Here is a 26,728-nt window from a genome sequence, read left to right as displayed (position 1 = left end):
CTAGGGAGTGCGCCCGCAGCCGGGGAGCACCTCGGCGCTTCGGCCGGCTGCGATCGCGGAGCGGAGGGGGAAGGCGACGAGCAGCGCGACAGCGACCAGGAGCGCGCTGGCCCACAGCGGCCCGAGGTCCCCGGCGGCGGTACCGAGGGTGGTCGCGGCGACGAGGGGTCCGACGGCGGCGCCTGCGTTGAGTGCGGCGGTCGCGTACGAACCGGCCATGGTGGGGGCTTCTCCCGCCTCGTAGAGGACCCGCGTGATCACGGTGCTGCCCAGCGCGAACGACAGCGCGCCCTGGACGAACACGAGGGCGAGCAGAGCGACCGGCTCGTGGGCCAGTACGGCCAGGGCCGGCCACCCGATGAGCAGCAGCGGACCACCGACTGCGAGGACCAGGGCAGGGCGCTGGTCGGACAGCCGTCCGGCGACGGTGACGCCGACGAAGGAACCGGCACCGAAGAGCATCAGAGCGACCGAGATCCACAACTCGCCGAGCCCGGCCGTGCCGGTCACCACGGGGGCGAGGAAGGTGAAGCTTGCGAAGGTCGCCGCGTTCACCAGTGCGCCCAGCAGCATCGCCAGGACCAACCGCACCCGTGTGAGCTGGGCCAGCTCCGCCCGCAAGGCCGGCCCGCCGGTCGCCGCTTCCTTCGCACGTCCCGCTGGGATCCCCTTCAGGACGCCGAGAGCCGCGGGCAGGCAGAGGGCGGCGACGGCCCAGAACGTGGCCCGCCAGCCGAGTACCGTGCCGAGCAGCGACCCGGCAGGGACACCGGCGATCGTGGCCACCGTCGTGCCTGACAGCAGCACGGCCAGCGCGCGTCCCTTCTTGTCGGGCGGGACCAGCGTGGCGGCGGCCGTCAGAGCGACGGCCAGGAACCCCGCGTTCGCGAGCGCGGCGACGACCCGGGTGGTGAACAGGACCGGGAAGCTCGTGGTGATGGCGCCCACGGCGTGAGCCGCCGCGAAAGCGAGGACGAACCCGAGGAGGCTGGAGCGCCTGGGCCAGTTGCGGGCAAGCGCGGCCACCAGGGGCGCGCCCACGATCATGCCGACCGCGAAGGCCGAGGTGAGCACGCCTGCTGCGCCGACGGTGACGTCGAGATCCGAGGCGATGTCCGGCAGGAGGCCGGCGAGCATGAACTCCGAGGTGCCCATGGCGAAGACCGCCATGGCAAGCAGGTACAGCGGGAGAGGCATCGAGTCGCTCCGAGGTGAGGAGAAGTACGAGAAGGGCATCTCGTCACCGCGGCCGGCCCCACAGGCACAGCGTCCCACCACGGAATGCGGCGCGACGACAGGGCTATGAGCTCAGTGGTCCAGGGGGCTGACGGCGTGACCGAAAGCCCCCACCTCGTCTGACTCAGGACTCGACATGGCCCGCACCCTACCCGGCCGATACCTGCCGAAGCACCTGGTTTTCACCGGCGTCGGCGGCGTGCTTGCCGGGGCCGGCGGGCGGTGCCGGCCGCGTGGCCAAGAGTCCATGTGCTCGAAACGAGAGTCCAATCTGCCCTCTTGCGTATCAGCAGCCCCAACGGCCAGGGTCCTTCCCGGGATTCATGAACCAGCCGCGCACACAACGCACTGGAGGTTCGATGAACGACACAGCCCCCGGGAACCAGGACCGGTCCGAGGACTCGCCCAGCCGTCGGTCCGTACTGCGGACCACCGCCGGGGTGGCGGGAGCCGGACTGGGGCTCGGCGCGCTGGGCGGTACCGCTGCCGCCGCCGGGAACGAAGCACCGCAGACCACCACCGCCACTCCCCCGCGCCAGGGCCACACCATGGCCGGCGTGCCCTTCGAGCGGCGCTCCACCGTCCGCGTCGCGATCGTAGGGCTCGGCAACCGCGGCGGCAGCATGATCGACCTGTTCCTCGCCGTGCCCGGCGTACAGGTGGTCGCCGTCTGCGATCCCGTGAAGGCCAAGACCGAGCAGGCCGCGGCCAAGGTCGTAAGGGCCGGACAGCCGTCGCCCGCCGTCTACGCCAACGGGGAGAACGACTACGAGAACCTCTGCGCGCGCGGAGACATCGACCTCGTCTATGTGGCGACCCCGTGGGACGTCCACTTCGCCATGGCGAAGACCGCGATGCTGAACGGCAAGCACGTCGGCGTCGAGTGCCCCCTCGCGATGCGCCTGGACGAGCTGTGGGAGCTGGTCGACCTCTCCGAGCGCACCCGCCGCCACTGCATGCAGCTGGAGAACTGCTGTTACGGCAAGAACGAGATGCGGGTACTGCGCATGGCGCACGCCGGCAAGTTCGGCGAGCTGCTGCACGGGGCCGGGGCGTACAACCACGACCTGCGGGGCCTGATGTTCTCACCCACGTACTACGAAGGCCCCTGGCGCCGCCTGTGGCACACCCGGCTGCGGGGCGACCTCTACCCCAACCACGGCTTCGGGCCGGTCGCCAACTACATGGACATCAACCGGGGCGACCGCGCCGTCAGCATCAGCAGCTTCGGTACGCCCGCGCTGGGCCTGGCCGAGTACCGCGAGGCCAACGTGGAGCCGGGCGACCCGAGCTGGAAGGAGACGTACATCGAGAGCGACCGCACCATCAGCATGGTGCAGACCGCGAAGGGCCGGGTGATCCGGCTGGAGCACGATGTGTCGACCCCGCACCCGTACAGCAGGATCAACAGCCTGGGCGGCACCAAGGGCGTCTTCGAGGACTACCCGGCCCGCATATACATCGAGCCGGACCACACCGACGACCGGTGGGCGGACTTCTCGGCGTACGCGGCGGAGTTCGACCACTGGCTGTGGAAGGAGCACGCCAACCCGCCCGGCGGCCACGGCGGGATGGACTACATCATGGTGTTCCGGCTGATGCAGTGCATGAGGCTCGGTCTGGTCCCCGACTTCGACGTGTACGACGGGGCGACCTGGACGGCCCCGGTGCCGCTCAGCCACGCCTCGATCAAGGCCAAGGGCGCGCCGCAGCGGATACCCGACTTCACACGCGGCGAGTGGACCAAGGCGCGGCCGGGGGTGGACTCGGTCAAGCCGGCGTGAGAAGCGACGGGAGCGGGCCCGGTCCGGGGCCCGCTCCTCGCGGTCAGCAGCGGCGGCGGTCCTCCGTCACCGTCCCCTGCGCCGTCCTCAGGCTCCGGTCGTAGCAGCCACCGGGGCCGTACAGCCGGTAGCGCTCCGCGCTGGTGCCGACGGCGTGCCGCTGGTCGCGCGGGACACCGGTGGTGTACGTCGCGTCACCCGCGTACGTGTCGTCCAGCCGTGACCATCGCGTCCGCTTCCCGTTCCGGAGGGCCAGGGTGTCGGCGCGGTCGGAGAGCGTCAGTACGGTGCGCAGCCGGTCACCGGCGCCGAGCGTCGTCTCCCCGTCCATGGTGTACGTGCGGTGGGTGCGGGTGCTGGTCCCGCCCCTGCTCACCGTCTCGTCGTCCCGCCACGTCGCCGTCAGCGCGTCCGGGTTCTCGCCGTCGCCCCAGCGGTGTACGGAGGTGTGGGCCACGGCCCGGGTCACGGTCGTCGTGACGCGGCCGTGCGAGGTGTTCAGGTGACCGGCGACGGTGAGCCGGTGGGCGGCCTCGGTGTCGAGGCGGTGCTCCGTACCGGGCGTGTACACCGACGAGTTGGCCGGCGCGCTCTGCTCGTGGCGGGTGAGCGCGCCGGTGACGACCTCGCGGCCCTCGTCCTGCCAGACGAGCACGTTGGTGGGCGTCGACCAGCCGGTCTGCCCGGCCGGTACGCCGGCGACGGAGACCTCGACGCGGTGCGGGCGGCCGTCGTTGAGGAGGGCGGCGAACGGCGTGAGGTCGTAGCGGACCGGCCTGACGTCGAAGGCGCGGGGGCCGGGGATCACGTACCAGAGGAAGGGGTTGGACCAGCCGCCCGTCCAGACCGTGGGGAAGGGGGCGGCTATCCCGGCGAGCCGTCCGTCGACGGAGATCCGCACCTCCCGGTGCGGTCCGCCCGCCGCCCTGCACGAGTAGGGCGCGGCGTCGGGGACGGTCATGTACCAGTACTCCTCGCAGCCGCCGCCGGAGCCGGTGGCGTACACCTCGGCGAGGATCCGCTCGGAGTTGCGCGGGGTCGTCAGCGACGGGGTGGCGAGCGGGATCACCCGGTCGGGGACGTTCGCGGGATCGTGGTTCCCCTCGTAGAAGGTCAGCGTCACCGTGACGTCGATGACGCCGGTGTACGTGTCGTCGACGACGTTGCCGATGAGCATCTCGACGGGTTGCGGGCGGCGCAGGGTGTCGCTGTATCGGGTGATGTCGGTCTCGACCGACCAGGTGATGCCGTCGGGTGACGGCTGCGGGGTGGACGTACGGAACACCTCGACGCCGCCGATGGCGAGGTGGCCGAGCCGGTCGTACTGCCGCCCCTTCACCCTGCCGTCGAGCCGCAGCACCACCGTGCTCCACCGGTCGCCGCAGCCCTCCGGGGGCGTGTACGTGCCCTTGTAGGGCGTGAAGTCGCGGAACCGCGCCTCTGCGAGCGTCAGTTCGCACGAGTGGGCGCCGGACGGCCGGGGCACGGGCGGGGCCGCGGTGACCGGATCGTGCCAGTCGGTGCCGAACTCGGCAGGGGGCTGGGGTGGGGCGGCGGAGGAGGGCGGGGCCGATGTGAACAGCGCGCTGACCGCCAGCACTCCACCCATGAGCATGCTCATGACTTTTCGTTGTGTCATGGGTCGGGAGTGAAGCGCGGGACGGCCTTCCGGCGCCAGAGGCGGCTGTTGAACCTTGGCGCGTTCTGTGCCGTCCTGCCGGAAAATCGATTGCCGATGGAGGGCCCTGAAGGCGAACCTTGCACGGTTTCCCCCTGCCCTCCCGTCGATGAAATCCCTGGGACCGCATGAAGATCCAGCACCTTCCGTACGCCGATCCAGGTGACCCCGACGTCAGGTCGGGCACGCGCTTCCTGCTGTGGCTGGGGCGCAACCAGCTGGGCGGTCAGGTCACGTCCCTGCTCTGGGGCCTGCTGCTGCACCTCGGCATCGCCGGGCTCCCCCTCGGCGTGGGCCTCGCGGTGCAGGCCGTCATCGACCGCTCGGGCGGCGGCCTGGCCCGGGCCGGTGCCCTGATCGCGCTGCTCGGCGCGGCCATAGCGGTGGGCGACACGATGCAGCACCGCACCGCCGTCACCAACTGGATCACCGCCGCCGCCCGCGTCCAGCAGCTGCTGGCCCGCAAGACCGCCGAGCTGGGCTCGCTGCTGACCCGGCGGGTCGCCGCGGGTGAGGTCGTCGCCGTCTCCACCGGGGACGTCGAGAAGATCGGCTGGTTCGTGGAGACGCTGTCGCGGTTCGCCGCGGCGGCCACCACGCTCGTCCTGGTCTGCGTCGGCCTGGTGGTCTACCAGCCCGCCCTCGGTGTCGTCGTGGCCGTCGGCGTGCCCGTCCTGGCGCTCGCCGCCCTGCCGCTGCTCCCCCGCGCCACCCGGCGCGCGGACATCCAGCGGGAGAAGGCCGGCCGCGCCACCGAGCTGGCCTCGGACACCGTGGCGGGCCTGCGCGTGCTGCGCGGCATCGGCGGCGAGGAACTGTTCCTCCGCCGCTACCGCGAGGCCTCCCAGGAGGTGCGCCGCGCCGCCGTGCGCAGCGCCCGCATGTGGGCCCTGATCGCGGCGATCCAGGTGCTGCTGCCGGGACTGCTGCTGGTCGTGGTGGTGCTGTACGGGGCGAAGCTCGCCCTGGAGGGCCGCGTGTCGGTCGGCGAACTGGTCACCGTGTACGGCGCGGTCACGCTCACGCACCATCCCTTGCGCAACTTCGAGGAGATCGCCATGGCGTACTCCTTCTCGCGCCCCTCCGCGAAACGCGCCGCCCGGGTGCTGTCCCTGACGCGTACGTCGACCACGGTGACCGGTGCGGAGCGGCAGCGGCCGGGCGGGGACCTGTACGACCCGGTGACCGGGCTGCTCGCCCCGGCCGGTCTGTTCACCGCCGTGGTGTGCGGCGACCCGGACGCCGCCGGGACGCTCGCCGACCGGCTCGGCGGCCACCCCTCCGAGGACCCGGAGGGGCACGTCTCCGTCCTGCTCGGCGGGGTCCCCCTGGACGAGCTGCCGCTCGACGCGGCGCGCTCCGCCGTCCTCGTACAGGACAAGGACCCGGTGCTGCTGTCCGGCACCCTGCACGAGCTGCTGGACGTGCCGTCGTCCGGGAAGGTCAGCGCCGAGGACGCCCTGGCGGCGGCCCAGTGCGGTGACGTGCTGGACGCGCTCGCCCAGGCGTCGGTGGACACCGGCGGCGACCCGATGCGTACGCGGATCACCGAGCGCGGCCGGTCGCTGTCCGGCGGGCAGCGGCAACGCCTGGCGCTGGCCCGGTCGTTGGTCACCGACCCAGGGGTGCTGGTGCTGGACGAGCCGACGTCGGCGGTGGACTCGCACACCGAGGCGCGGATCGCGGCGGGCGTCCAGCGGCTGCGCACCGGCCGTACCACCGTGGTGCTGGCCTCGTCGCCGCTGCTGCTCGACCTCGCGGACCGGGTGGTCCTGGTCCATGAGGGCGCGGCGGTGGCCGTCGGCACGCACCGCGAACTGCTGGCCGGCGAGGAGCGCTACCGCGCGGTGGTCACGCGGGAGACCGAAGAGGAAGCCCTTGTGGACATCGAGGAGTCGGCATGACCGCTGTGATCGGCATGGCGCCGCCGGAGTACGACCCGGCGGCCCCGGAGTCCGCGACCACGCTGCCGGTGGGCACCGCCGCGACGGTCCGGGCGTACGTGACCGAGCTGCTGCGCCGCCACCGCACCGCGTTCGCCGTTCTCATCGCCGTCAACGCGGTAGCGGTCATCGCCTCGATGGTGGGCCCGTACCTGCTCGGATCGCTGGTCGACCGGCTCGCGGCGGGCGCGCGTGAGCTCCATCTTCCGGTGACCGTCGGGGCGTTCGTGGTCGCGCTCGCCGTGCAGACGGTGTTCGTCCGGCTGGTGCGGCTGCGGGGCGCGATGCTCGGTGAGGAGATGCTGGCCGACCTGCGCGAGGACTTCCTCGTACGGTCGGTGGGGCTGCCGCCGGGCGTGCTGGAGAGGGCCGGCACCGGCGACCTGCTGTCGCGGATCACCACGGACATCGACCGGCTGGCCAACGCCATGCGGGAGGCGGTGCCGCAGCTCGCCGTCGGCGTGGTGTGGGCGGGCCTGCTGATGGGCGGGCTCGCGGTGACGGCACCGCCGCTGGCCCTCGCCGTGCTGGTGGCCGCGCCGCTGCTGATCGCCGGCTGCCGCTGGTACTTCCGGCGCGCGCCGTCCGCGTACCGCTCGGAGGCCGCCGGGTACGCGGCGGTCGCCGCCGTCCTCGCCGAGACGGTCGACGCGGGCCGGACGGTGGAGGCGCACCGGCTGGGCGGGCGGCGGATCGCGCTGTCCGACCGGCGGATCAAGGAGTGGACGGCGTGGGAGCGGTACACGCTCTTCCTGCGTTCGGTCCTCTTCCCGGTCGTCAACCTCACGCACACCACGGTCCTGGCCGCCGTCCTGATGATCGGCGGTGTGTTCGTCCTGAACGGCTGGATGGACGTGGGGCAGCTGACCACGGGCGCGCTGCTCGCGCAGATGCTGGTCGACCCCGTCGGGATCATCCTGCGCTGGTACGACGAGCTGCAGGTGGCGCAGGTGTCGCTGGCCCGGCTGGTCGGCGTCCGGGACATCGAGCCGGAGAGCGGCGACGAGGCGGTACGGCCGGACGGGCGCGAGGTGCGGGCGGAGGAGGTGCGCTTCGGCTACCGCGAGGGCGTGGACGTGCTGCACGGGGTGTCGATGGACGTCCCGCCGGGCACGCGGGTGGCGCTGGTGGGCCCGTCGGGCGCGGGCAAGTCGACGCTCGGCCGGCTGCTGGCCGGGATCTACGCGCCGCGTGCCGGGCGGGTCACCCTCGGCGCGGCCGAACTGTCGCGAATGCCCGCCGAGCGCGTCCGGGAGCATGTGGCGCTGGTCAACCAGGAGCACCACGTCTTCGTCGGTACGCTCCGCGACAACCTGCTGCTCGCACGGACGGGCGCACAGGACGCGGAGCTGTGGGCGGCCCTCGGAGCGGTCGACGCGGACGGGTGGGCGCGGGCGCTGGACGACGGCCTCGACGCCCAGGTCGGCTCGGGCGGCCTGACGCTGACCCCGGCGCAGGCCCAGCAGATCGCGCTGGCCCGCCTGGTGCTGGCCGACCCGCACACCCTGGTGCTGGACGAGGCGACGTCCCTGCTGGACCCGCGCGCCGCCCGGCACCTGGAGCGGTCCCTGGCGCGGGTCCTGGACGGCCGTACGGTGGTGGCGATCGCGCACCGGCTCCACACGGCCCACGACGCGGACGTGATCGCGGTCGTCGAGGGCGGCCGGATCAGCGAGCTGGGCAGCCATGACGACCTGGTGGCGGCGGACGGCGCGTACGCGGCGCTGTGGCGGTCCTGGCACGGGTAGGGACGACTCCCCCCGTGCCGCCACCACCACTCGGCCGGCGGACGGTTCAGCGGACGGCCTTGACGCCGAAGTGGCTGCCGACACCGCCGAGGGCGAGGCCGATGGCCATGTGGAGGTGGGCGTACATCTCCATACCGCGCGCGGCGTGCAGGTCTCCGAGGTCGAGCACGTCCTTCCAGCCATAGGCGCGCAGCAGTCCGGCGGCGGCCCCTTCACGTCGGGGTGGTCGCCGGCGAGGAACATGGTGTGGTCGCCGCCGGCGATGCCGGCGGGGTTCACGACGGTCGCCTGTTCCTGGGTGACGAACGTCTTGACGACCTTGGTGTCGGGCAGGGCGCGCTGGATCCGTTCGGTGAGGCTGTCGGTGGCTTAGGCACGCTTTTCACCGTAGAAGCCTTGTAGGACGAGACGTGTCCTATAAGCACCCAGAAGGCGGCCCGGTGAGCAGTCGCTCGCCGGGCCGCCCGGTGTGCCCCGTCAGCTGCCGCCGTGGACCTCCAGGGCCGCGCGGACCGCCGACTCCAGGGCTCCTTCGATCCAGGCGGGCTTGACCGAGGTGTGGCAGCCGGCGAAGTGCAGCGGGCCCTCCTGGGTGCGCATGTCCAGGAGGATCTCGGTGTGCTGGCCGGGCAGCAGGACGGACGCCTCACCGTACGCGTACGGGTCGCGCTGCCAGCTCTGGGTGCGGCCGACGCCCGTGAAGAACACCTCCAGCCGCTGCCCGTACACCTCTTGCATGCCGCGCAGGGCGAGCGCGTACCGGGCCTCGTCGGCGTAGGAATCCCAGCGCCGGGCGTCGTCGGCCCAGCTGTAGGAGGCGAGGACGACACCGCCGTCGCTGCCGGGGACGGGGTGGGACGGGTTGAACATGAAGCGGTTGGCGTTGTCGGTGACCGAGCCGCCGCCGATGACCCCGGCGGCCTCGGGCTGGTCGCGCGAGACCCAGGCGTTGGCCGCGTAGTGGGTGCGCTGGTCCTCGGTGAGGTGGCCGCGCAGGACGGAGGGGTGCTCGCCGAGCAGCCGGCCGTCCTGCGGCACCTGGCCCTTGCGGTAGTTGTCGTACAGGCCCGGTTCCATGGCGTCCAGCTCGCGCCGCCAGTCGTCCTCGCCGAACTCCCACCAGCGGCGGCTGAATTCGAGTAGCACCTTGGTGGCGCTGTCGTAGTGCACCTCGGTGATGGCGCGGCGCTTCTCGTACGACAGTTGGGGGGTGACCTGGACGTGCCGGAACCCGGAGAAGGGGATGGTCACGATCGCCGCGTCACCGGTGAACCGCTCGCGGACCACCTTGCCGCCCCGGCCCTCGGAGACCGTGTCGACGACGACCCGTTCCGGGCCTTCCTCCCTCGTCTCGACGCGGGTGACGCGCCGGTCGAAGCGGACCTCGTCGCGCACCTGTTCCAGGAGCGCGTCGGCGAGGACGGCGGTGCCGCCGTTCAGCTCGTAGAAAGCGGTGCCGGGGCTGATCAAGGACGCGCCCATGAAGCTGTGGAGGAAGGAGAGCGGCAGCCTGGAGGTCATGTTCTCCAGGGTTCCGATCAGGTCGATCGTGCGCTCGTCGAGCTTCGCGTGCTCGGTGAGGAAGCGGTACATGGACCAGTCGCCGAAGCGCTGGATCACGCGGGCCCAGCCTTCGAGCAGCTCGGGCATCGGCTTGTCGGCCCGGGTGCCGTCGGGGCGCTTGACGCTGTACTCGTCGCGTACGGGGTCGAGGGCCTGGCGCACAATGTCCGCCGCCGGGACGTTCTCGTACTTCTTCGGCACGCCGAAGGAGCGGTTGATCGCCTGCGGGTTCTTGGCGTAGTCCGCGCGGCGGGCCCTGATGCCGTTGACGCGGATCCAGGTGCGGTACTGGGGCTTTCCTTGCGGGTCGGTGTCGACGTAGTAGAAGGGGCGGCGTTCGATGCCGAGCTTGTCGATCAGCCCGATGACGAGGGGGTGGCTGCCGGGGATGCGCATGGCGCCCGCCTCGGCGTACTGCTTGGGATCGGCGAACGGCTGGGCGGCGTTCTCGTGGCCGCCGGCGCGGAAGGTCTTGATGCGGCCGCCGGCACGGTTGCCGTTGGCCTCGACCACGGTGACGTGGTGCCCGGCCCGCTTGAGGAGGGACGCGGCGACCATGCCGGCCGGTCCGGCACCGAGGACGAGTACCTTCTTGGGCCCGGCGGCCGCCTTGGGCAGCCCGCCGCCGAGCAAGATCTGCTCGTAGCGCGGGACGAGGGGCTTGTCGTTGTCGTCCAGCACCAGCAGGGCGCGGGCGACGGCCAGGCAGGTCTGCCAGTCGGCGGTGGAGCGGGGTGCCGGTGCGGCGGTGGCGGGGGGCGCGGTGACGGCGGCGATGGGAAGCGCGGCCGCGGCGGCGACCGTGCCGGTACGGGCCGTGAACTGACGACGCGTCAGCTGAGGGGAATCCATGATCAGAAGAAAGCGGATCTTGAGGTCCCATGGAACGGCTACGCGCCCCGTTCACTCGAACGGGAACCGTCAGGGGAAGTCTTCAGATGAAATTGAGCGCCGCCGCTCCGCCCACCCCGCCCAGCAGCATGAACGCCGGCATCAGGACCTTCAGCTCCACCCAGCTGCCCGCCCGGAACCGCATCCCCTTCGGCGGTCCCACCGGGTACCAGCGCTTGCCCCCGACCGGGATCGGCCACAGGACCGGGCAGCCCGAGACGGTCAGGGCGTCGCCGATGTCGTGGACGAGGGCGCCCAGCACGATCGGCAGGCCCAGCCACAGGTACTCCTGACCCGGCGCGGTGAACAGCCAGTCCGAACCGTTGCCCGGCTTGTCCAGGACACCCGCCAGGATCCACGCGCTGGTGGCGCCCAGCAGCCACACCAGGACGTCGCTGGACATCCGGGCCGCCCGCCACAGCAGGCCCTCCACCGCCAGCACCAGGTGGACGAAGAGGATCGCCAGGACCGCCCACCGGCCGCCCGTGATCGCCAGCACGGACGCGCCCGCGCCGCACAGCACGGCCCACACCCAGGTGTGCGTGAGGGTGCGGTGGCCACCGCTCCGCCGGGCGTCGGCCCGCGTCCTGGTCGCCTTGTAGACGGCGTACGACAGCTTGTCGACGATCTCGCACAGCCCGCGCGAGACGGGGCCGAAGGCCCGCGAGATGGTAGCCGACTTGTGGTCGAGGTCGGGCGCGAGGGCCGCGCCGGCGCAGATCAGGGCGCCGACGACGAGCACCGGCCACGGCATCGGGTGGCCGGCCGCGGCGGTCGCGGCTCCCACCCCCAGCCACGCGGCCGCGCCGGAGAGTGAGTGCGCCGGTCCCATCATCTGCGTTCCCCGCCCCGTTTGTTCTTGTCCTGCACCCCGGTTGACGGGACAGCCTACCGTTCGTGATCTTCATCCGGACGGCCGGTTCCCGCTTCCGGACGTGAGCCAGGCAAGATGGGGGGCGTGACCCTTATCGATCAGCTGCCGCCGGACGCCGACCCCGATGCCCTCTTCGAGGCTTTCTCGTCATGGGCCGAGGAGCGGGGCATCAGCCTCTACCCCGCCCAGGAGGAGGCGCTGATCGAGGTGGTCTCCGGGGCGAACGTGATCCTCTCCACCCCGACCGGATCCGGAAAGTCGCTGGTCGCGGCAGGTGCGCACTTCACGGCGCTCGCCCATGACCAGGTGACCTTCTACACCGCGCCGATCAAGGCGCTGGTGTCGGAGAAGTTCTTCGACCTGTGCAAGCTGTTCGGCACCGAGAACGTGGGCATGCTGACCGGCGACGCGTCCGTCAACGCCGACGCGCCCGTGATCTGCTGCACGGCGGAGGTGCTGGCGTCGATCGCGCTGCGTGACGGCAAGGACGCGGACATCGGCCAGGTCGTGATGGACGAGTTCCACTTCTACGCCGAGCCGGACCGTGGCTGGGCCTGGCAGATCCCGCTGCTGGAACTGCCGCAGGCCCAGTTCGTCCTGATGTCGGCGACGCTCGGTGACGTCTCGATGTTCGAGAAGGACCTCACGCGCCGCACCGGCCGCCCCACCTCGGTGGTCCGCTCGGCGACCCGGCCGGTCCCGCTCTCGTACGAGTACAAGCTCACGCCCATCACCGAGACGCTGACCGAGCTGCTGGAGACCAAGCAGGCGCCGGTCTACATCGTCCACTTCACCCAGGCGCAGGCCGTGGAGCGGGCGCAGTCGCTGATGAGCATCAACATGTGCTCGCGCGAGGAGAAGGACAAGATCGCCGAGCTGATCGGCAACTTCCGCTTCACCACCAAGTTCGGCAAGAACCTCTCGCGGTACGTACGGCACGGCATCGGCGTGCACCACGCCGGCATGCTGCCCAAGTACCGGCGGCTGGTCGAGAAGCTGGCCCAGGCCGGGCTGCTGAAGGTCATCTGCGGGACGGACACGCTCGGCGTGGGGGTCAATGTCCCGATTCGTACGGTGTTGTTTACGGCGCTCACCAAGTACGACGGCAACCGGGTGCGTACGCTGCGTGCCCGCGAGTTCCACCAGATCGCGGGCCGGGCCGGGCGCGCGGGCTTCGACACGGCCGGGTTCGTGGTGGCGCAGGCGCCCGAGCACGTCATCGAGAACGAGAAGGCGCTCGCCAAGGCGGGCGACGACCCGAAGAAGCGCCGCAAGGTGGTGCGGAAGAAGGCCCCGGAGGGTTTCGTCGGCTGGACGGAGAACACCTTCGAGAAGCTGATCGCCTCCGAGCCTGAGCCGCTCACCTCCCGCTTCCGCGTCACCCACACCATGCTGCTGTCGGTGATCGCCCGGCCCGGCGACGCGTTCCAGGCGATGCGCCGGCTCCTGGAGGACAACCACGAGCCGCGCAAGAACCAGCTGCGGCACATCCGGCGGGCCATCGCGATCTACCGCTCGCTGCTGGACGGCGGGGTCGTCGAGCAGCTCGACAAGCCCGACGCCGAGGGCCGCACGATCCGGCTCACCGTCGACCTCCAGCAGGACTTCGCGCTCAACCAGCCGCTGTCGACGTTCGCGCTCGCGGCCTTCGACCTGCTGGACCCCGAATCCCCCTCGTACGCCCTCGACATGGTGTCGGTCGTCGAGTCCACGCTGGACGACCCGCGCCAGATCCTCGCCGCCCAGCAGAACAAGGCGCGCGGCGAGGCGGTCGGCGCGATGAAGGCGGACGGCGTCGAGTACGAGGAGCGGATGGAGCGGCTGGCGGACATCTCGTACCCGAAGCCGCTGGAAGAGCTGCTGTGGCACGCGTACAACACGTACAAGAAGTCCCACCCGTGGGTCGGTGACCACCCCGTCTCGCCGAAGTCCGTCATCCGCGACATGTACGAGCGGGCGCTGTCCTTCACGGAGTTCACGTCCTTCTACGAGCTGGCGCGCACCGAGGGCATCGTGCTGCGGTACCTGGCGTCCGCGTACAAGGCGCTGGACCACACCATCCCGGACGACCTGAAGACCGAGGACCTCCAGGACCTGATCGCCTGGCTGGGCGAGATGGTGCGGCAGGTGGACTCCTCGCTGCTGGACGAATGGGAGCAGCTGGCCAACCCGGAGGTCGAGACCGCCGAGGAGGCCCAGGAGAAGGCCGACCAGGTCAAGCCGGTCACGGCCAACGCCCGTGCCTTCCGGGTGCTGGTGCGCAACGCGATGTTCCGCCGCGTGGAGCTGGCCGCACTGGACCAGCTCCAGGAACTCGGCGAGATGGACGCCGAGTCCGGGTGGGACGAGGAGCGGTGGGCGGAGGCGATGGACGCGTACTGGGACGAGTACGACGACCTCGGCACCGGCCCGGACGCGCGCGGCCCGAAGCTGCTCGCCATCGAGGAGGAGCCGGAGCACGGCCTGTGGCGCGTCCGGCAGACCTTCGCCGACCCGAACGGCGACCATGACTGGGGCATCAGCGCGGAGGTGGACCTGGCGGCCTCGGACGAGGAGGGCCGGGCGATCGTCCGCGTCACCGACGTCGGCCAGCTCTGAAAGGACCCTGGATGACCAACCCCGCCGAGAGACTCGTCGACCTGCTCGACCTGGAGCAGATCGAGGTCAACATCTTCCGTGGCGCCAGCCCGCAGGAGTCCCTGCAACGGGTCTTCGGCGGGCAGGTCGCCGGCCAGGCCCTGGTCGCGGCCGGCCGCACCACGGAGGGCGACCGGCCGGTGCACTCGCTGCACGCGTACTTCCTGCGGCCGGGCATCCCCGGCGTGCCGATCGTGTACCAGGTCGAACGGGTGCGGGACGGCCGGTCGTTCACCACCCGCCGGGTCACCGCGATCCAGCGCGGCAAGACGATCTTCAACCTGACGGCCTCCTTCCACCAGCCGGAGGAGGCGGGCTTCGAGCACCAGCTGCCGCCGCGCCTGGAGTTCCCACCGCCGGAGGAGCTGCCCTCGGTCACGGACGAGATCCGGGAGCACCTGGGCGCGTTGCCGGAGGCACTGGAGCGGATGGCCCGGCGCCAGCCGTTCGACATCCGGTACGTCGACCGGCTGCGCTGGACGCAGGAGGAGGTCAAGGAGGCGGACCCGCGCAGCGCGGTGTGGATGCGCGCGGTGGGCCCGCTGGGCGACGACCCGCTGGTCCACACGTGCGCGCTGACGTACGCCTCCGACATGACCTTGCTGGACGCGGTGCGGATCCCGGTCGAACCGCTGTGGGGCCCGCGGGGCTTCGACATGGCGTCGCTGGACCACGCGATGTGGTTCCACCGCCCGTTCCGTACGGACGAGTGGTTCCTGTACGACCAGGAGTCCCCGATCGCGACGGGCGGCCGGGGCCTGGCACGCGGCCGGATCTACGACCGGGAGGGCAGGCTGCTGGTGTCGGTGGTGCAGGAGGGGTTGTTCCGCCGCCACTGAGACCACCTGGTGTCACAGGCCGGGCAGCGCCTCCTGCTCGACCTCGTGGCGCCGCGTCCTGATGTCGGGACCCGCCGGATGCAGTTTGGCGTCACAGGCCGGCCCGAGACCCGTGCGCCGTGAGGCGGCACCGGTCAGCGGCCGCCCGCACAGCCGGCACCGCACCGGCCGTGGGCCGGCGGCGACGGGCTGGGTCTCCGTCTCCGTCAGTGGCTGTTCCTGGTGCACACCCGCCTGTCTACCAGGCGGGGCATGTTTTGATCGACCCTGTTGGTAGTGCCCTTCGAGGAGGAGTCCCGCATGTCCCTGTACGACATCCCGCTGCGCACCCTGTCCGGCGACCCGACGACCCTGGCCGCGTACGAGGGCAAGGTCGTCCTGGTCGTCAACGTCGCCTCCAAGTGCGGCCTGACCCCGCAGTACGAGGGCCTGGAGCGGCTCCAGAAGCAGTATGGCGACCGGGGCTTCACGGTGCTGGGCGTGCCGTGCAACCAGTTCGGCGGCCAGGAGCCGGGCACGGCGGAGGAGATCGGGACGTTCTGCTCGGCGACGTACGGCGTGACGTTCCCGCTCCTGGAGAAGACGGACGTCAACGGCCCGGGCCGGCACCCGCTGTACGCGGAGCTGACGAAGACGGCGGACGCGGCGGGCGAGGCCGGGGACGTGCAGTGGAACTTCGAGAAGTTCCTGATCTCGCCACAGGGCGAGGTCACCCGCTTCCGCCCGCGTACGGAGCCGGAGTCGGCCGAGCTGGTAGCGGCGATCGAGGCGAACCTGCCCGCCTGATATCCGAAGGCGCGTGGGGCGCTGGTCGCGTAGGGTCCGCCGTCGACTTCCGCGGTTTCGGCCGGACCCCCGCGCCGGACCGGCCGCGCGCCGGCCGGACCGCGTGAGCTCCATGGCGCTGCTGTGTCCGGCGCTGCCCACCCACGAACGCAGCGCCGAACTACGCGCGTTCGGCGCCCGGGAGGACGCGCTGCTGGAGGCGGGGGAAGTTCGGGCGGATCACGGTCGACTTCGACCTGTCGGCGATGAAGGCGCCCAGCCTCGTCCTGTCGGGCGCGCACGACGTGGCGGACTTCCGGCAGATCGCCGCCGGGCTCCCCGATGTGCTGCCTGACGCCCGCCATGTCGAACTGCCGTGGGCCGGTCATCTGCCCAGCCTGGAGCGGCCCTCCGCGGTGACCGAGCTGCTGATCGACTTCCTGCGGGGCTGAGCGCCCCAGGCGACAGGTCCGGCCGGGGACGGTCGGACCGTCAGAGGGCCGGGCAGGCCGACCACAGGCCGGCACCGGTCCGGCGGGCGTCCTCCTCGGCCCTGGTCATCGTGGGCCAGTACTTGTCGTTGGGCTCGAACAGGACCTTGGTGGCGTGGCCACTGCGGACGAGGGACTCGTTGACGAAGACGTTCTTCTCGTTCCACACATAGAGCAGGTACCGGTCGAACCGGTCCTTCAGCTCGACGTCGCGCTCGGAGCGCAGCCTGCTGCCGATGGGGAGCAGTTCGGCGGTACGGGCGGTGGCTTCGCGGCTGAAGCAGTCGCCCCGCTCGGGGGTGTCGATCTCCAGGAGGCGTACCCGCACGACGGCCCCGTCGGGGATGACCCTGCCGTCACCCCGCACCTCGATGGTGTCACCGTCGATGACGCGGAGGACGACCGGTCCGCGTGGCCCGGCCGGCCGCGGCTCGTCGGCGCTGCCGGGCGGCGCCAGTCCGACGAGGCCCACCACGGCGGCGAGTGAGACGGCGGCGGCGCGGGCGGCGCGGCCCCACCGGCGCCAGGGGGAAAGGTACATGTCGCCCCCTCTCATCAGGGCTTCACGACTTCAGTACAGCACCGGGCTCCGGGTCACGCGACCGCGCTGAGGGTGTCCGTGAGGCGGTGGCGGGTGGCGCGGGCGGCGGGGAGGGCGGCGAGGGCGACCGCGCCGGTGACGGCGGCGGCCGTGAGGGCCAGGAGGTGCGGCAGCGGCGGGGCGTGGGCGATGCCGGCGCCGATGCCGGTGGCGTGGGCCTCGTGGTCGATCAGCCAGTGGGCGAACGGGATGCCGAGGGCGGTGCCGAGGAGCGCGGCGGCCAGGGCGGTGCAGCCGATGGCCGTGACCGTGACGGTGGTGATCTGGCGCGGGGACAGGCCGATGGCCTTCAGGGCGAGCAGGTCGCGTTCGCCGTCCCGGACGGTGCCGCCGATGGCGGTGGACAGTTCGGTGAGGCCGATGAGGGCCAGGACGGCGATCAGGCCGAAGACGACGCCGCGGAGGGCGGAGAGCCGGTCGGCCGGGGTGGTGACCTCGTGGATGTCCAGGCGGCCCGCGGAGGCGTCGGCGAGCTCGGAGCGCACCGTGTCCGGGTCGGCGCCGGGGCGCAGCTGGAGCTGGTAGAGGGTGGGGCGCAGGCCGGGGTCGTTCTCGCGGAGGGTGTCGAGCGAGGTGGAGACGACCCGGCCGGCGTTCTCCGGTTCGATGCTGCGGCCGACGATGTGCAGCACCTGCGGATGGCCGCCGACGGTCAGCCGTACCCAGTCGCCGACGCGGGCGCCGAGCAGGTCGAGCAGGCCCTGTCCGGCGACGGCCTCGTCGGGGCCGTGGGCGGGGCGGCCTTCGGCGATGGAGTACGGGTAGGGCCGCTCGCGGGTGCCGAGGCCGCGCAGCGCGATGGTGCCGGTCTGGCCGGGGACCAGGGCGGCGACCTCCAGGCCGGGGTGGGCGGCGGTGACGTTCCGGTTTGCCCTGAGCAGCGCGGTCGCCTCGCGGTCGGCGAGCGTGCCGTCGGGGCGGGCGGTGAGCGCGGCGGCGAGACCGACCTGCTCGGGGCGGCTGTCGAACCGTTCGATGGTCGTCCACGCGCCGAGCGCCACGGTGATCAGCAGCAGCGGCAGGGCGAGGCGCACGACGGTGGCCGGGGCGCGCCGCCCCCGCCCGAAGGCGCGGTGCCAGCCGAGGACCAGCGCGGGCGGGACGCGCAGCCCGAGCGCCTTGCGGGCCGCGCCGGACAGCCCGCCACCCGGGGCCGCGGCCGGCGGCAGCACCGGTACGGGCGGTACGCGGCCCGCCCGCCAGGCGGCCAGACACGTGGCCGCCCCGATGAACAGCACCGCCGCGACCGGGACGAGGAGGAGGCCCGGGAGGTGGCCCGGCAGGCCCTGCCAGACCTGGACCGCGTCGCCGAGCCGGCCCGGCAGGCGGCCGCCCACTGTCCGGACGAGCAGGACGGCCAGGGCGGCCCCGAACACGGCGAAGGCGAGGTGCTGGACGAGGAAGATCCGTACGACCTGGCCGGGGGTGAAGCCGACGGCCTTGAGGACGGAGATGTCCCGGAGGTGGCCGCGCACCCGTGTGCTGATGGCGCCGAACACGGCGAGCGCGGCGGCGATGAGGGCGCCGATGCCGAACAGCCCGAGGACCTGGCCGAGCAGCCGGGTGTCGCCCTGTGCGTCGGCGCGGGCCTGCTGCCAGGTGCTCACGTCCGTGACGGCACCGGCTCCGAGCGTGGTGACGGCGCGCTGGACCGTGTAGTCGGTGTCGTCGGGGTCGGCGAGCCGCAGGCCGACGACCTGTCCGGCGGTGCGGTCCTCGGGCACGACGCCGGGCAGCGCCCACACGACCCCGGGCCGCTCGCCCGGCCGGTAGCGCGGCTCGGCGCTGTCGGCGACCCCGAGCACGGTGAGGGTGCGGGGGCCCGCGCCGCCGGGCCCGGGTCCCGGTTCCGTGCGCGGGGCGTCCGCGCCCGGTTCTGTGCGCGGCGCGACCGTGCCCGGCAGGGTCAGGCGGTCGCCGGGTTCGGCCCACAGGGCGCGGGCGAGGCCGGCTTCGAGCACGACACCGTCGGGGGCGGCGGGGTCGAGCCAACGGCCGGACGTCACCAGCGGGCGGCCCGTGGCGGGCAGGCCGGCACCGGTGGCCCGTAGCTCCACGCCCGCGCGGGCGCCGCGCGAGGCGACGGTGGTGGTGGCGGTGCGGTACGGGCCGGAGACGGCGGCGACGCCGTCGAGGGCGGCGAGCCGGCCGGTGTCGGCGGCGGGCTGGGTGTGGAGCCAGACGTGTGCGCCCCGGGACTGGGTGAAGACCCGCTGCCAGGGGTTGGTGGCGTACCCGAACAGCGCGGTCGCGAGGAGCAGCGAGGCGACGATCCCGGCGGTGGCGGCGACGAGGAAGAGCGCCTCGCCCCGGTGGGTGCGGAGGTCGGCGTGCGCCCAGCGCAGCATGGCCCGCATCGCCGGTCAGTCCTTCAGTTCGTTCAGCGCGATGACGCCGGCCGGGCCGGTGCGGCGCGGCGGCGTCCCGCCCAGCTCGGCGTCGTCGGCTATCCGGCCGTCGAAGAAGCTGATCACCCGGTCCGCGGCGCTGGCGAGCCGGGCGTCGTGGGTGACGAGAACGATGCTCTGCCCGCGCTGGTGGAAGCGGGTGAGCAGCCGCATGACCTCGCGGGTGCCCTTGCTGTCGAGGCTGCCGGCCGGTTCGTCGGCGAGGAGCAGGCGCGGCTGGTTGACCAGGGCGCGGGCGAGGGCGACGCGCTGCTGTTCGCCGCCGGACAGCTCCCCCGGCATGCTGCGCGCCTTGCCTTCGAGGCCCAGTTCGGCGAGGAGCTTCTCGCGCTCGGCGCGGGCCTGCCTGGCGGAGGTGCCGGCGAGGAGAGCGGGCAGTTCGACGTTGTCGGCGACGGTGAGGTTGGAGACGAGGTTGAAGAACTGGAACACGATGCCGATGCGACGGCGCCGCTCGACCGCCCAGCGCGCCTCGCTGTAGCCGTCGGTGCGCTCGCCGTCGAGCCACAGGGAGCCGCTGTCGGGGCGCTGGAGGCCGCCGAGGAGGTGCAGCAGCGTGGACTTCCCGGCGCCGGACGGGCCGGTGACGGCGACGAATTCGCCGTGCCGTACGGAGAGGTCGACGCCGCGTACGGCATGGGCGGGGGCGCCCTCCCCGTAGTGGGTCTTGGTGAGGCCCTCGGCACGCAAGAGCGGTATGGAGGCGTCCGTCACTGCAGGTCCTCCAGTTCCTCCTGGCAGCGCTCCAGCCAGTCGAGGTCCGCCTGGAGGTGCAGCATGGCGCCCTCGATCAGCAGGTGGGCGATGCGGTTGTCCCGGTCTTCGGTCGCGGCCAGCTTGGAGAGGTTGCGCATGGTGTTGAGGTACTCGCGTCGCTGCTTGTTGATGAGGGCGATCTGGTCGGCGAGTCCGGTGCGCGGGGCGAGGGCGAGCTTCATGAAGAACTCGTCCCGGACCCTCGGTTCGTCGGCCGTCTCCTCGAACCAGGCGCGCAGTGCTTCCTGCCCGGCGTCGGTGAGGCGGTAGATCTTCTTGTTGGGCCGGCTCTCCTGGGCGATCTCCTCGCCCTCGATGAGGCCGGACTTCTCCAGCCGGCCGAGCGTCACGTAGATCTGGCCGACGTTGGTGGGAGGGTACGCGGCGCCCAGCAGTTGCTCAAGGTCCTGCTTGAGCTCGTAGCCGTGGGCGGGGCCGCGCGCGAGGAGGGCGAGGAGGGGAAGGCGCACTCGTGCTGTCCTCCTCCGCGTGCTCCCGATGTGATGTGGGCTCTAGTATCACCCATGCCTAACGGGTATACATGCCCGAGACGCGGACGCCGATGTCTCGCGCCGGGTGCACAGGGAGGAACCTATGCGGTGGATACGTGCCGCGGGTAGGGGTCTCCTCGTCGCGATGGTCGTTCTGACCGGGTACGCGGCTTCCGGTACCGCCCCGGCGGGCCGGGTGCCCGAGAGTGGACGGGGTCCGATGACCCTGGCGACGGCCGGTGACCTCACCGGCTACCTGGGCCGGGTACTGGACGGCTGGAACCGCGCGCACCCCGGCGAGAAGGTCACGCTGGTCGAGCTGCCGGACTCGGCGGACGAGACCCGGGCGCAGATGATCACCGATCTCCGGTCGGGCGCGGGCCGGTTCGACATCCTCAACATCGATGTGGCCTGGACGTCGGAGTTCGCCGCCGCCGGGTGGATCGCGCCCGTGGACCGTGGCCGTTTCCCGCTGAACAGCTTCCTTCCGCCGGTGGTGGACACGGCGACGTACGACGGAAAGCTGTACGCCGTCCCGTATGTCACGAACGCCGGGATGCTCTTCTACCGCAAGGACGTCCTCGACCGCGAGGGCGAGCGGCCGCCGCGCACCTGGGCGGAGCTGGAGCGGCAGGCGCGGACGATCGCCCCGAGGTACGGCCTCGGGGGGTACGCGGGCCAGTTCCTGCCGTACGAGGGGCTGACGGTGAACGCGGCGGAGGCCGTGTACTCGGCTGGCGGCTCGATCCTCGGCGACGAGGGCGAGCGGGTCACGGTGGACTCGGCGGCGGCCCGCTCGGGGATCGGGTTCCTGGCGCGGGGCGTACGGGACGGCTGGATCCCCCGGGAAGCGCTGACGTACACGGAGGAGGAGTCGCGGCAGGCGTTCCAGGAGGGCAGGCTGCTGTTCCTGCGCAACTGGCCGTACGCCTACGCCGGTGCGTCCGGCAGGGACTCCCGGGTGGCGGGGAAGTTCGGCGCGGTGCCGCTGCCGGGTCCCGACGGGCCGGGGACGAGCGTGCTGGGCGGGTCGAACCTGGCGGTGAGCAGCCATGCGCGGCACCCGGAGTCGGCGCGGGACCTCATCGCGTACCTCACGAGTGAGCGGGTGCAGCGCCGGGTGCTGAGCGAGGGCGCACTGCCGCCGGTGCGGGCGGCGCTCTACGAGGACCCGGCGCTGGTGCGGCGGTTCCCGTACCTGCCCGCGTTGCGGGCGAGCGTGCTGACGGCGGCGCCGCGCCCCAAGAGCCCGCATTACGAGCAGGTCAGCCTGGCCGTGCAGGCCGTGGTGCATGACGCGATGACGCAAGCCCAGACGCCCGAGGCGGCCGTGCGGCGGCTGGCCGGGGAGCTCGCGGCCATCGCGCACCGCCGCTGATCCCTCGCCCCACTCCTTGGCGATCCAGTTACCTGTTAGGTAGCCCTCAGGCGACCAAACCTCGACCGAACTGTGGGATATAAGGGATATAAGCCGCCAACTCCCGCTGTTTTCTGCATCATCGTTGACACCTCGTCGTCATGGCTACTTAACATGCATGCATAACCGCTACCCGCTCTGGATGGCGCGCACCCCTTCACGAAGAAACAGGTCAACGGGTGATGCTCACAGCTCCGGCCGGCGACGGCCTCTCGCAGCGCCTCACGCACCGATCGACCCACCCCTGGTGGCGCGACGCGGTGATCTACCAGGTGTACGTCCGCAGCTTCCTGGACAGCACCGGCGACGGCATCGGCGACCTCGCCGGGGTCCGCGCCGGACTCCCGTACCTCAAGAAGCTCGGCGTCGACGGCATCTGGCTGAGCCCCTTCTACCCGTCACCGCAGGCCGACCACGGCTACGACGTCGCCGACTACTGCGACGTGGACCCCGTCTTCGGCGACCTGGACGAGTTCGGCCGGCTGGTGGCGGACGCGCACCGGCTCGGGATCAAGGTGCTGCTGGACATCGTCCCCAACCACTGCTCCAGCGAGCACGCCTGGTTCCGCGAGGCCCTCACCTCCGTTCCCGGCAGCGAGGCCCGCGCCCGGTTCCACTTCGCCGAGGGGCGCGGCCCGGGCGGGGACGTGCCGCCCAACAACTGGCACGCCATGTTCGGCGGTCCGGCCTGGAGCCGGGTCACCGAGGAGGACGGCACGCCCGGCCAGTGGTACCTGCACATGTTCACGCCCGACCAGCCGGACCTGAACTGGCGCAACCCCGAGGTGCCCGCCCACTTCGAGCACGTGCTGCGGTTCTGGCTGGACCGGGGCGTCGACGGCTTCCGGATCGACGTGGCCGCGGGTCTCTTCAAGCACCCCGACCTGCCCGACTCCCCCGACCCCGAGGCCGACGCCCGCACCCGCGACTCGGTCAACCCGCTCGCCTGGAACCAGCCCGAGGTGCACGACGTGTGGCGGCACTGGCGCGCGGTGTGCGAGGAGTACACGGCCCGCGACGGCCGCGAACGCCTGCTCGTCGGCGAGGTCTCCGTACCCAGCGCCCGCGAACACGCCAAGTACGTACGCCCCGACGAGCTGCACCAGGCGTTCTTCTTCGACCTGCTGAGCGCGCCCTGGGACGCCGGCACCTTCCGTACGGTCATCGACGAGGCCATCCGGGACATCGCGGGCACCGGCTCCACCGTCACGTGGGTGCTCAACAACCACGACCAGGTCCGCAGCGTCACCCGGTACGGCGACTCCGGCACCGAGGGCAGCGGCCTGGGCGCCGCCCGGGCGCGGGCCGCCGCGCTGCTGATGCTGGCGCTGCCGGGCGCCGCGTACATCTACCAGGGCGAGGAGCTGGGCCTGCCGGAGGTCGTGGACCTGCCGGACGAGGTGCTCACCGACCCGATCTTCCGGCGCACCGGCAGCCGGGCCCGGATCCGCGACGGCTGCCGCGTCCCGCTGCCGTGGTCGGGGCACGCCTCGCCGTTCGGGTTCAGTACGGGCGCCGAGAGCGCCAAGCCGTGGCTGCCGCAGCCGGGCTGGTTCGCCGAGCACGCCACCGACCGGGCCCTCGCCGACACCCGCTCGTTCTGGCACCTGTACCGGGACGGCCTCCAACTGCGGCGCGGGCTGCCGCAGTTGGGCGAGGGAACCATGCGCTGGCTGGAGTCCCCGCCCGGTGTCCTCGCCTTCGAGCGCGGCGAAGGGCTCGTCTGCGCCGTGAACTTCACCGCCGACCCGGTGCCCGCGCCGGTCTCCGGCGCCCCCCTGCTGTCCAGCGGCCCTTGCCCGGCCGGCGTACTGCCCGGATCCACCGCCGCCTGGTGGACCGGTGACCACACCACCTCGGAGGTATCACGGTGATCACGATGATGACGCGACGACGGATGGCGATGGCGTGCTGTTCGGCGCTGACCCTGGCGCTGGGGGCCACCGCCTGCGGCGGCGGCCCGGTCGGCGCGGGCGGCGGGAGCAAGGAGCTCAGCGGCCAGACCCTCGATGTGGCCGGGGTGTGGTCCGGCGCCGAGCAGAAGAACTTCCAGAAGGTGCTGGACGCCTTCACCGAGAAGACCGGCGCCAAGACCCGGTTCACCTCGACCGGTGACAACGTCTCCACAGTCGTCGGCAGCAAGATCGAGGGCGGCAACGCGCCCGACGTGGTGATGGTCCCGCAGGTCGGCGTGCTCCAGCAGTTCGCGAAGAAGGACTGGCTCAAGCCGCTGTCGCCGGCCACCGAGAAGGCCGTCAACGCCAACTACGCGCCCGTGTGGAAGGAGTACGGCACGGTCGACGGCACGCTGTACGGCCTGTACTTCAAGGCGGCCCACAAGTCGACCGTCTGGTACAGCCCGGCGGCGTTCGAGCAGGCGGGCGTCACGCCGCCGAAGACGTACGAGGAGATGCTCACGAGCGCGCAGGCCGTCTCCGACTCCGGCCTGGCCGCCTTCGCGGTCGCCGGCGAGGACGGCTGGACGCTCACCGACTGGTTCGAGAACATCTACCTCTCCCAGGCCGGACCGGACAAATACGACCAGCTCGCCACGCACGAGATCCCGTGGACCGACCCCACCGTGGTGAAGGCCCTGACCACGCTCGGGCAGCTGTTCTCCGACAAGAAGCTCATCGCCGGCGGCCAGAAGGGCGCGCTGAGCACCGACTTCCCCGGCTCCGTCGAGAAGGTCTTCGGCCCCGAGCCGGAGGCCGGGATGGTGTACGAGGGCGACTTCGTCGCCGGGATCGCCCAGGACCAGTTCGGCAAGAAGGTCGGCCAGGACGCCCGCTTCTTCCCCTTCCCCTCGGTCGCGGGCGGCAAGGCCCCGGTGGTCAGCGGCGGTGACGCGGCGGTCGTCCTGAAGGACGGCAGGAACCAGAAGGCCGCGACGGCGTTCCTGGAGTACCTGGCGACGCCCGAGGCGGCCGCCGTGTGGGCGGAGGCGGGCGGGTTCCTGTCCCCCAACCGGAAGCTGGACCTCGCCTCGTACGGTGACGACACGCTGCGCGAGACGGCCAAGTCGCTGATCTTCGCCGGGGACTCGGTGCGCTTCGACATGTCGGACCAGGCACCCGCCTCGTTCGGCGGCACCAAGGGCGTGGGCGAGTGGAAGCTGCTCCAGGACTTCCTGCGCGACCCCTCGAACCCGGCGGCGACCGCGGCGGCGCTGGAGGCCGCGGCGGCCAAGGCGTACAAGGGCTGACGACATGACCACCCTCACCACTCCCGTGGGGGCCGTGAGTCCCCGGCGGCGCGCCCAGCGCCGCCGGCGGACCATCGCCGTCGCCTTCGTCCTGCCGGCGCTGCTGCTCCTCGGCGCGCTGGTCGTCCACCCCGTCCTGTTCTCGGTCGGCCGCAGCTTCTTCGACGCCGGCGGGAGCCGGTTCGTCGGCGGGGAGAACTACGCGGAGATGTTCCGCGACCCCGCCACGCTCACCGCGATCCGCAACAGCGCCATCTGGGTGGTCGTCGCCCCGACGCTGCTCACCGGCCTCGGGCTGATCCTCGCCGTGCTGGTGGAGAAGGTCCGCTGGGCCACCGCGTTCAAGCTGCTGCTGTTCATGCCGATGGCCGTCTCCTTCCTGGCGGCGGGCATCATCTTCCGGCTCGCCTACGAGGAGGACCCCGACAAGGGTGTGCTCAACGCGGCGGTGGTCGGTGTGCACGACGCCTTCGAGGACGCCTCCTCGTACCCCACCGCCCGGGCCCGGGACGGCCAGGGCGTCGAGAAGGGCCCGGACGGGTCGTACGGCACGGCCGCGGCCGTCGCGCCGGGCAGCACCGTGAGCCTGGGGTTCGTGGGCGTACCGCCCAAGGACGTGCCGGCGGAGGCGAAGCCCGCCTCTCCGGCGAAAGCCGCCGCGGACGAGGTGCGCGGTGCCGTCTACCTGGACTTCACGCCCGGCGGCGGGGGGCGGCCGGGCGTGATCGACCCCGAGGAGCGCGGGCTGCCCGGGCTGACGGTGGAGGCGGTACGGGACGGGAAGGCGGTCGCCACGGCGACGACGGCGCCCGACGGCTCGTTCCGCTTCGCGGACCTGGCCCCGGGCGCGTACACGGTGAAGCTGCCCGCGGCGAACTTCGCACCGCCGTACGAGGGCGTCTCCTGGCTCGGTCCTGCCCTCGTCACCCCGGCGATCATCGGCGCCTACCTGTGGATCTGGACCGGGTTCGCCATGGTGCTCATCGGCGCCGGACTGTCGTCGCTGCCGCGCGACTGCCTGGAGGCGGCACGGATGGACGGCGCGAGCGAGTGGCAGGTCTTCCGCCGGATCACCGTGCCGCTGCTGGCGCCGGTGCTGACGGTGGTCTTCGTGACCCTGGTGATCAATGTGATGAAGGTCTTCGACCTGATCTACATCATCGCGCCGGGCCCGGTGCAGGAGGACGCCACCGTGCTGGCCACCCAGATGTGGCTCGTCTCCTTCGGCGGCGGCAACAACCAGGGGCTGGGCAGTGCGCTCGGTGTGCTGCTCCTGCTGCTGGTGGTCCCCGCCATGGTGTTCAACGTCCGCCGCTTCCGCAGGAGCCAGTCTTGAGCGCGATCGTCACCGCACCTGTTTCAAAACCGTCCGCTCCTGCCCCGCCCGCCCGGCCGGCACCC

General features: G+C 72.1%; 22 protein-coding genes. 12 read left to right on the top strand and 10 right to left on the bottom strand.

Translation table 11 applies throughout. The annotated features are described in order from the left end of the window. A complete protein-coding gene (locus AMK26_RS17945; protein WP_073756251.1) occupies positions 1-1,197 on the bottom strand; it encodes a Cmx/CmrA family chloramphenicol efflux MFS transporter in 1,197 nt (398 codons plus the stop codon). A 398-nt stretch (positions 1,198-1,595) separates the two neighbouring features. Here AMK26_RS17945 and AMK26_RS17940 point away from each other — a divergent pair, with 398 nt between their 5' ends. Further along, complete coding sequence (locus AMK26_RS17940; protein ID WP_073755705.1) at positions 1,596-3,020, top strand: Gfo/Idh/MocA family protein; 1,425 nt, start codon at positions 1,596-1,598, stop codon at positions 3,018-3,020. Positions 3,021-3,063: 43 nt separating this feature from the next. Here AMK26_RS17940 and AMK26_RS17935 read toward each other — a convergent pair whose 3' ends face one another. Continuing rightward, positions 3,064-4,659, bottom strand: coding sequence for a peptide-N4-asparagine amidase (locus AMK26_RS17935; protein WP_073755704.1), 1,596 nt, complete (start codon positions 4,657-4,659; stop codon positions 3,064-3,066). Between the two features lie 167 nt (positions 4,660-4,826). Between AMK26_RS17935 and AMK26_RS17930 the strand changes: the two genes are divergently transcribed. Together AMK26_RS17930 and AMK26_RS17925 are read left to right on the top strand one after the other, a co-directional pair. After that, positions 4,827-6,602, top strand: a complete 1,776-nt coding sequence (locus AMK26_RS17930) for an ABC transporter transmembrane domain-containing protein (protein WP_073755703.1) — start codon at positions 4,827-4,829, stop codon at positions 6,600-6,602. Between the two features lie 5 nt (positions 6,603-6,607). Beyond that, positions 6,608-8,389, top strand: a complete 1,782-nt coding sequence (locus AMK26_RS17925) for an ABC transporter ATP-binding protein (RefSeq protein ID WP_073756250.1) — start codon at positions 6,608-6,610, stop codon at positions 8,387-8,389. A 46-nt stretch (positions 8,390-8,435) separates the two neighbouring features. On the opposite strand, the gene AMK26_RS38350 is transcribed toward AMK26_RS17925, so the two are convergent. Continuing rightward, a complete protein-coding gene (locus tag AMK26_RS38350; protein ID WP_274536119.1) occupies positions 8,436-8,558 on the bottom strand; it encodes a hypothetical protein in 123 nt (40 codons plus the stop codon). Positions 8,559-8,635: 77 nt separating this feature from the next. On the opposite strand from AMK26_RS38350, the gene AMK26_RS37775 reads away from it, so the two are divergent. Further along, a complete protein-coding gene (locus AMK26_RS37775) occupies positions 8,636-8,791 on the top strand; it encodes a hypothetical protein (RefSeq protein ID WP_241837949.1) in 156 nt (51 codons plus the stop codon). A 75-nt stretch (positions 8,792-8,866) separates the two neighbouring features. On the opposite strand, the gene AMK26_RS17915 is transcribed toward AMK26_RS37775, so the two are convergent. Both AMK26_RS17915 and AMK26_RS17910 read right to left on the bottom strand, forming a co-directional pair. Then, on the bottom strand, positions 8,867-10,804 hold the full coding sequence (locus tag AMK26_RS17915) for a flavin monoamine oxidase family protein (RefSeq protein WP_073755702.1): 1,938 nt from the start codon (positions 10,802-10,804) through the stop codon (positions 8,867-8,869). An 82-nt stretch (positions 10,805-10,886) separates the two neighbouring features. Continuing rightward, positions 10,887-11,678, bottom strand: a complete 792-nt coding sequence (locus AMK26_RS17910; protein ID WP_073755701.1) for a metal-dependent hydrolase — start codon at positions 11,676-11,678, stop codon at positions 10,887-10,889. A gap of 114 nt (positions 11,679-11,792) precedes the next feature. Between AMK26_RS17910 and AMK26_RS17905 the strand changes: the two genes are divergently transcribed. Together AMK26_RS17905 and AMK26_RS17900 are read left to right on the top strand one after the other, a co-directional pair. Beyond that, positions 11,793-14,315 carry a DEAD/DEAH box helicase gene (locus AMK26_RS17905; protein WP_073755700.1) on the top strand — a complete coding sequence of 841 codons (2,523 nt, stop codon included), beginning with the start codon at positions 11,793-11,795 and terminating at the stop codon, positions 14,313-14,315. 11 nt (positions 14,316-14,326) lie between these two features. After that, on the top strand, positions 14,327-15,193 hold the full coding sequence (locus tag AMK26_RS17900; protein ID WP_073755699.1) for an acyl-CoA thioesterase: 867 nt from the start codon (positions 14,327-14,329) through the stop codon (positions 15,191-15,193). A gap of 12 nt (positions 15,194-15,205) precedes the next feature. Here the strand turns inward: AMK26_RS17900 and AMK26_RS17895 are convergent, their stop codons facing one another. Beyond that, the gene (locus tag AMK26_RS17895; protein ID WP_073755698.1) at positions 15,206-15,421 is read right to left on the bottom strand and encodes a DUF6011 domain-containing protein; all 216 of its coding nucleotides are present in this window, start codon (positions 15,419-15,421) and stop codon (positions 15,206-15,208) included. Between the two features lie 72 nt (positions 15,422-15,493). Between AMK26_RS17895 and AMK26_RS17890 the strand changes: the two genes are divergently transcribed. Further along, entirely contained in the window at positions 15,494-15,979 is a 486-nt protein-coding gene (locus tag AMK26_RS17890; RefSeq protein WP_073755697.1) for a glutathione peroxidase, read from the top strand. 245 nt (positions 15,980-16,224) lie between these two features. After that, positions 16,225-16,410, top strand: coding sequence for an alpha/beta fold hydrolase (locus AMK26_RS37770; protein ID WP_073755696.1), 186 nt, complete (start codon positions 16,225-16,227; stop codon positions 16,408-16,410). A gap of 40 nt (positions 16,411-16,450) precedes the next feature. Here AMK26_RS37770 and AMK26_RS17880 read toward each other — a convergent pair whose 3' ends face one another. The 4 genes from AMK26_RS17880 to AMK26_RS17865 are packed head-to-tail and all read right to left on the bottom strand — an operon-like array spanning position 16,451 to position 20,684. Continuing rightward, complete coding sequence (locus AMK26_RS17880; protein WP_073755695.1) at positions 16,451-16,990, bottom strand: thermonuclease family protein; 540 nt, start codon at positions 16,988-16,990, stop codon at positions 16,451-16,453. 53 nt (positions 16,991-17,043) lie between these two features. Beyond that, entirely contained in the window at positions 17,044-19,407 is a 2,364-nt protein-coding gene (locus AMK26_RS17875) for an ABC transporter permease (RefSeq protein WP_073755694.1), read from the bottom strand. 6 nt (positions 19,408-19,413) lie between these two features. After that, a complete protein-coding gene (locus AMK26_RS17870) occupies positions 19,414-20,211 on the bottom strand; it encodes an ABC transporter ATP-binding protein (RefSeq protein ID WP_443333175.1) in 798 nt (265 codons plus the stop codon). Next, complete coding sequence (locus AMK26_RS17865; protein WP_073755692.1) at positions 20,169-20,684, bottom strand: PadR family transcriptional regulator; 516 nt, start codon at positions 20,682-20,684, stop codon at positions 20,169-20,171. The genes AMK26_RS17870 and AMK26_RS17865 overlap by 43 nt, the downstream gene beginning before the upstream one ends. A gap of 124 nt (positions 20,685-20,808) precedes the next feature. Here AMK26_RS17865 and AMK26_RS17860 point away from each other — a divergent pair, with 124 nt between their 5' ends. From AMK26_RS17860 to AMK26_RS17845, 4 genes are all read left to right on the top strand, one after another. Next, on the top strand, positions 20,809-22,083 hold the full coding sequence (locus AMK26_RS17860; protein ID WP_073755691.1) for an ABC transporter substrate-binding protein: 1,275 nt from the start codon (positions 20,809-20,811) through the stop codon (positions 22,081-22,083). 221 nt (positions 22,084-22,304) lie between these two features. Then, entirely contained in the window at positions 22,305-23,996 is a 1,692-nt protein-coding gene (locus AMK26_RS17855) for a glycoside hydrolase family 13 protein (protein ID WP_073755690.1), read from the top strand. Between the two features lie 5 nt (positions 23,997-24,001). Next, entirely contained in the window at positions 24,002-25,327 is a 1,326-nt protein-coding gene (locus AMK26_RS17850) for an ABC transporter substrate-binding protein (RefSeq protein WP_073756249.1), read from the top strand. Between the two features lie 4 nt (positions 25,328-25,331). Continuing rightward, entirely contained in the window at positions 25,332-26,663 is a 1,332-nt protein-coding gene (locus AMK26_RS17845) for an ABC transporter permease (RefSeq protein ID WP_073755689.1), read from the top strand. Positions 26,664-26,728 lie beyond the last annotated feature (65 nt).

Source organism: Streptomyces sp. CB03234, assembly GCF_001905885.1.
In the GTDB taxonomy this organism is placed as follows: domain Bacteria; phylum Actinomycetota; class Actinomycetes; order Streptomycetales; family Streptomycetaceae; genus Streptomyces.
Note: the sequence above shows the minus strand (reverse complement) of the source record. Positions and strands in the feature narration are given on the sequence as shown.

What these genes read in the sequence shown, in the direction of transcription:
- AMK26_RS17945 (WP_073756251.1), bottom strand. Translation starts at nt 1,197, where the DNA reads ATGCCTCTCCCGCTGTACCTGCTTGCCATGGCGGTCTTCGCCATGGGC.
- AMK26_RS17940 (WP_073755705.1), top strand. Translation starts at nt 1,596, where the DNA reads ATGAACGACACAGCCCCCGGGAACCAGGACCGGTCCGAGGACTCGCCC.
- AMK26_RS17935 (WP_073755704.1), bottom strand. Translation starts at nt 4,659, where the DNA reads ATGACACAACGAAAAGTCATGAGCATGCTCATGGGTGGAGTGCTGGCG.
- AMK26_RS17930 (WP_073755703.1), top strand. Translation starts at nt 4,827, where the DNA reads ATGAAGATCCAGCACCTTCCGTACGCCGATCCAGGTGACCCCGACGTC.
- AMK26_RS17915 (WP_073755702.1), bottom strand. Translation starts at nt 10,804, where the DNA reads ATGGATTCCCCTCAGCTGACGCGTCGTCAGTTCACGGCCCGTACCGGC.
- AMK26_RS17910 (WP_073755701.1), bottom strand. Translation starts at nt 11,678, where the DNA reads ATGATGGGACCGGCGCACTCACTCTCCGGCGCGGCCGCGTGGCTGGGG.
- AMK26_RS17905 (WP_073755700.1), top strand. Translation starts at nt 11,793, where the DNA reads ATGGGGGGCGTGACCCTTATCGATCAGCTGCCGCCGGACGCCGACCCC.
- AMK26_RS17900 (WP_073755699.1), top strand. Translation starts at nt 14,327, where the DNA reads ATGACCAACCCCGCCGAGAGACTCGTCGACCTGCTCGACCTGGAGCAG.
- AMK26_RS17890 (WP_073755697.1), top strand. Translation starts at nt 15,494, where the DNA reads ATGTCCCTGTACGACATCCCGCTGCGCACCCTGTCCGGCGACCCGACG.
- AMK26_RS37770 (WP_073755696.1), top strand. Translation starts at nt 16,225, where the DNA reads ATGAAGGCGCCCAGCCTCGTCCTGTCGGGCGCGCACGACGTGGCGGAC.
- AMK26_RS17880 (WP_073755695.1), bottom strand. Translation starts at nt 16,990, where the DNA reads ATGTACCTTTCCCCCTGGCGCCGGTGGGGCCGCGCCGCCCGCGCCGCC.
- AMK26_RS17875 (WP_073755694.1), bottom strand. Translation starts at nt 19,407, where the DNA reads ATGCGGGCCATGCTGCGCTGGGCGCACGCCGACCTCCGCACCCACCGG.
- AMK26_RS17860 (WP_073755691.1), top strand. Translation starts at nt 20,809, where the DNA reads ATGCGGTGGATACGTGCCGCGGGTAGGGGTCTCCTCGTCGCGATGGTC.
- AMK26_RS17855 (WP_073755690.1), top strand. Translation starts at nt 22,305, where the DNA reads ATGCTCACAGCTCCGGCCGGCGACGGCCTCTCGCAGCGCCTCACGCAC.
- AMK26_RS17850 (WP_073756249.1), top strand. Translation starts at nt 24,002, where the DNA reads ATGATGACGCGACGACGGATGGCGATGGCGTGCTGTTCGGCGCTGACC.
- AMK26_RS17845 (WP_073755689.1), top strand. Translation starts at nt 25,332, where the DNA reads ATGACCACCCTCACCACTCCCGTGGGGGCCGTGAGTCCCCGGCGGCGC.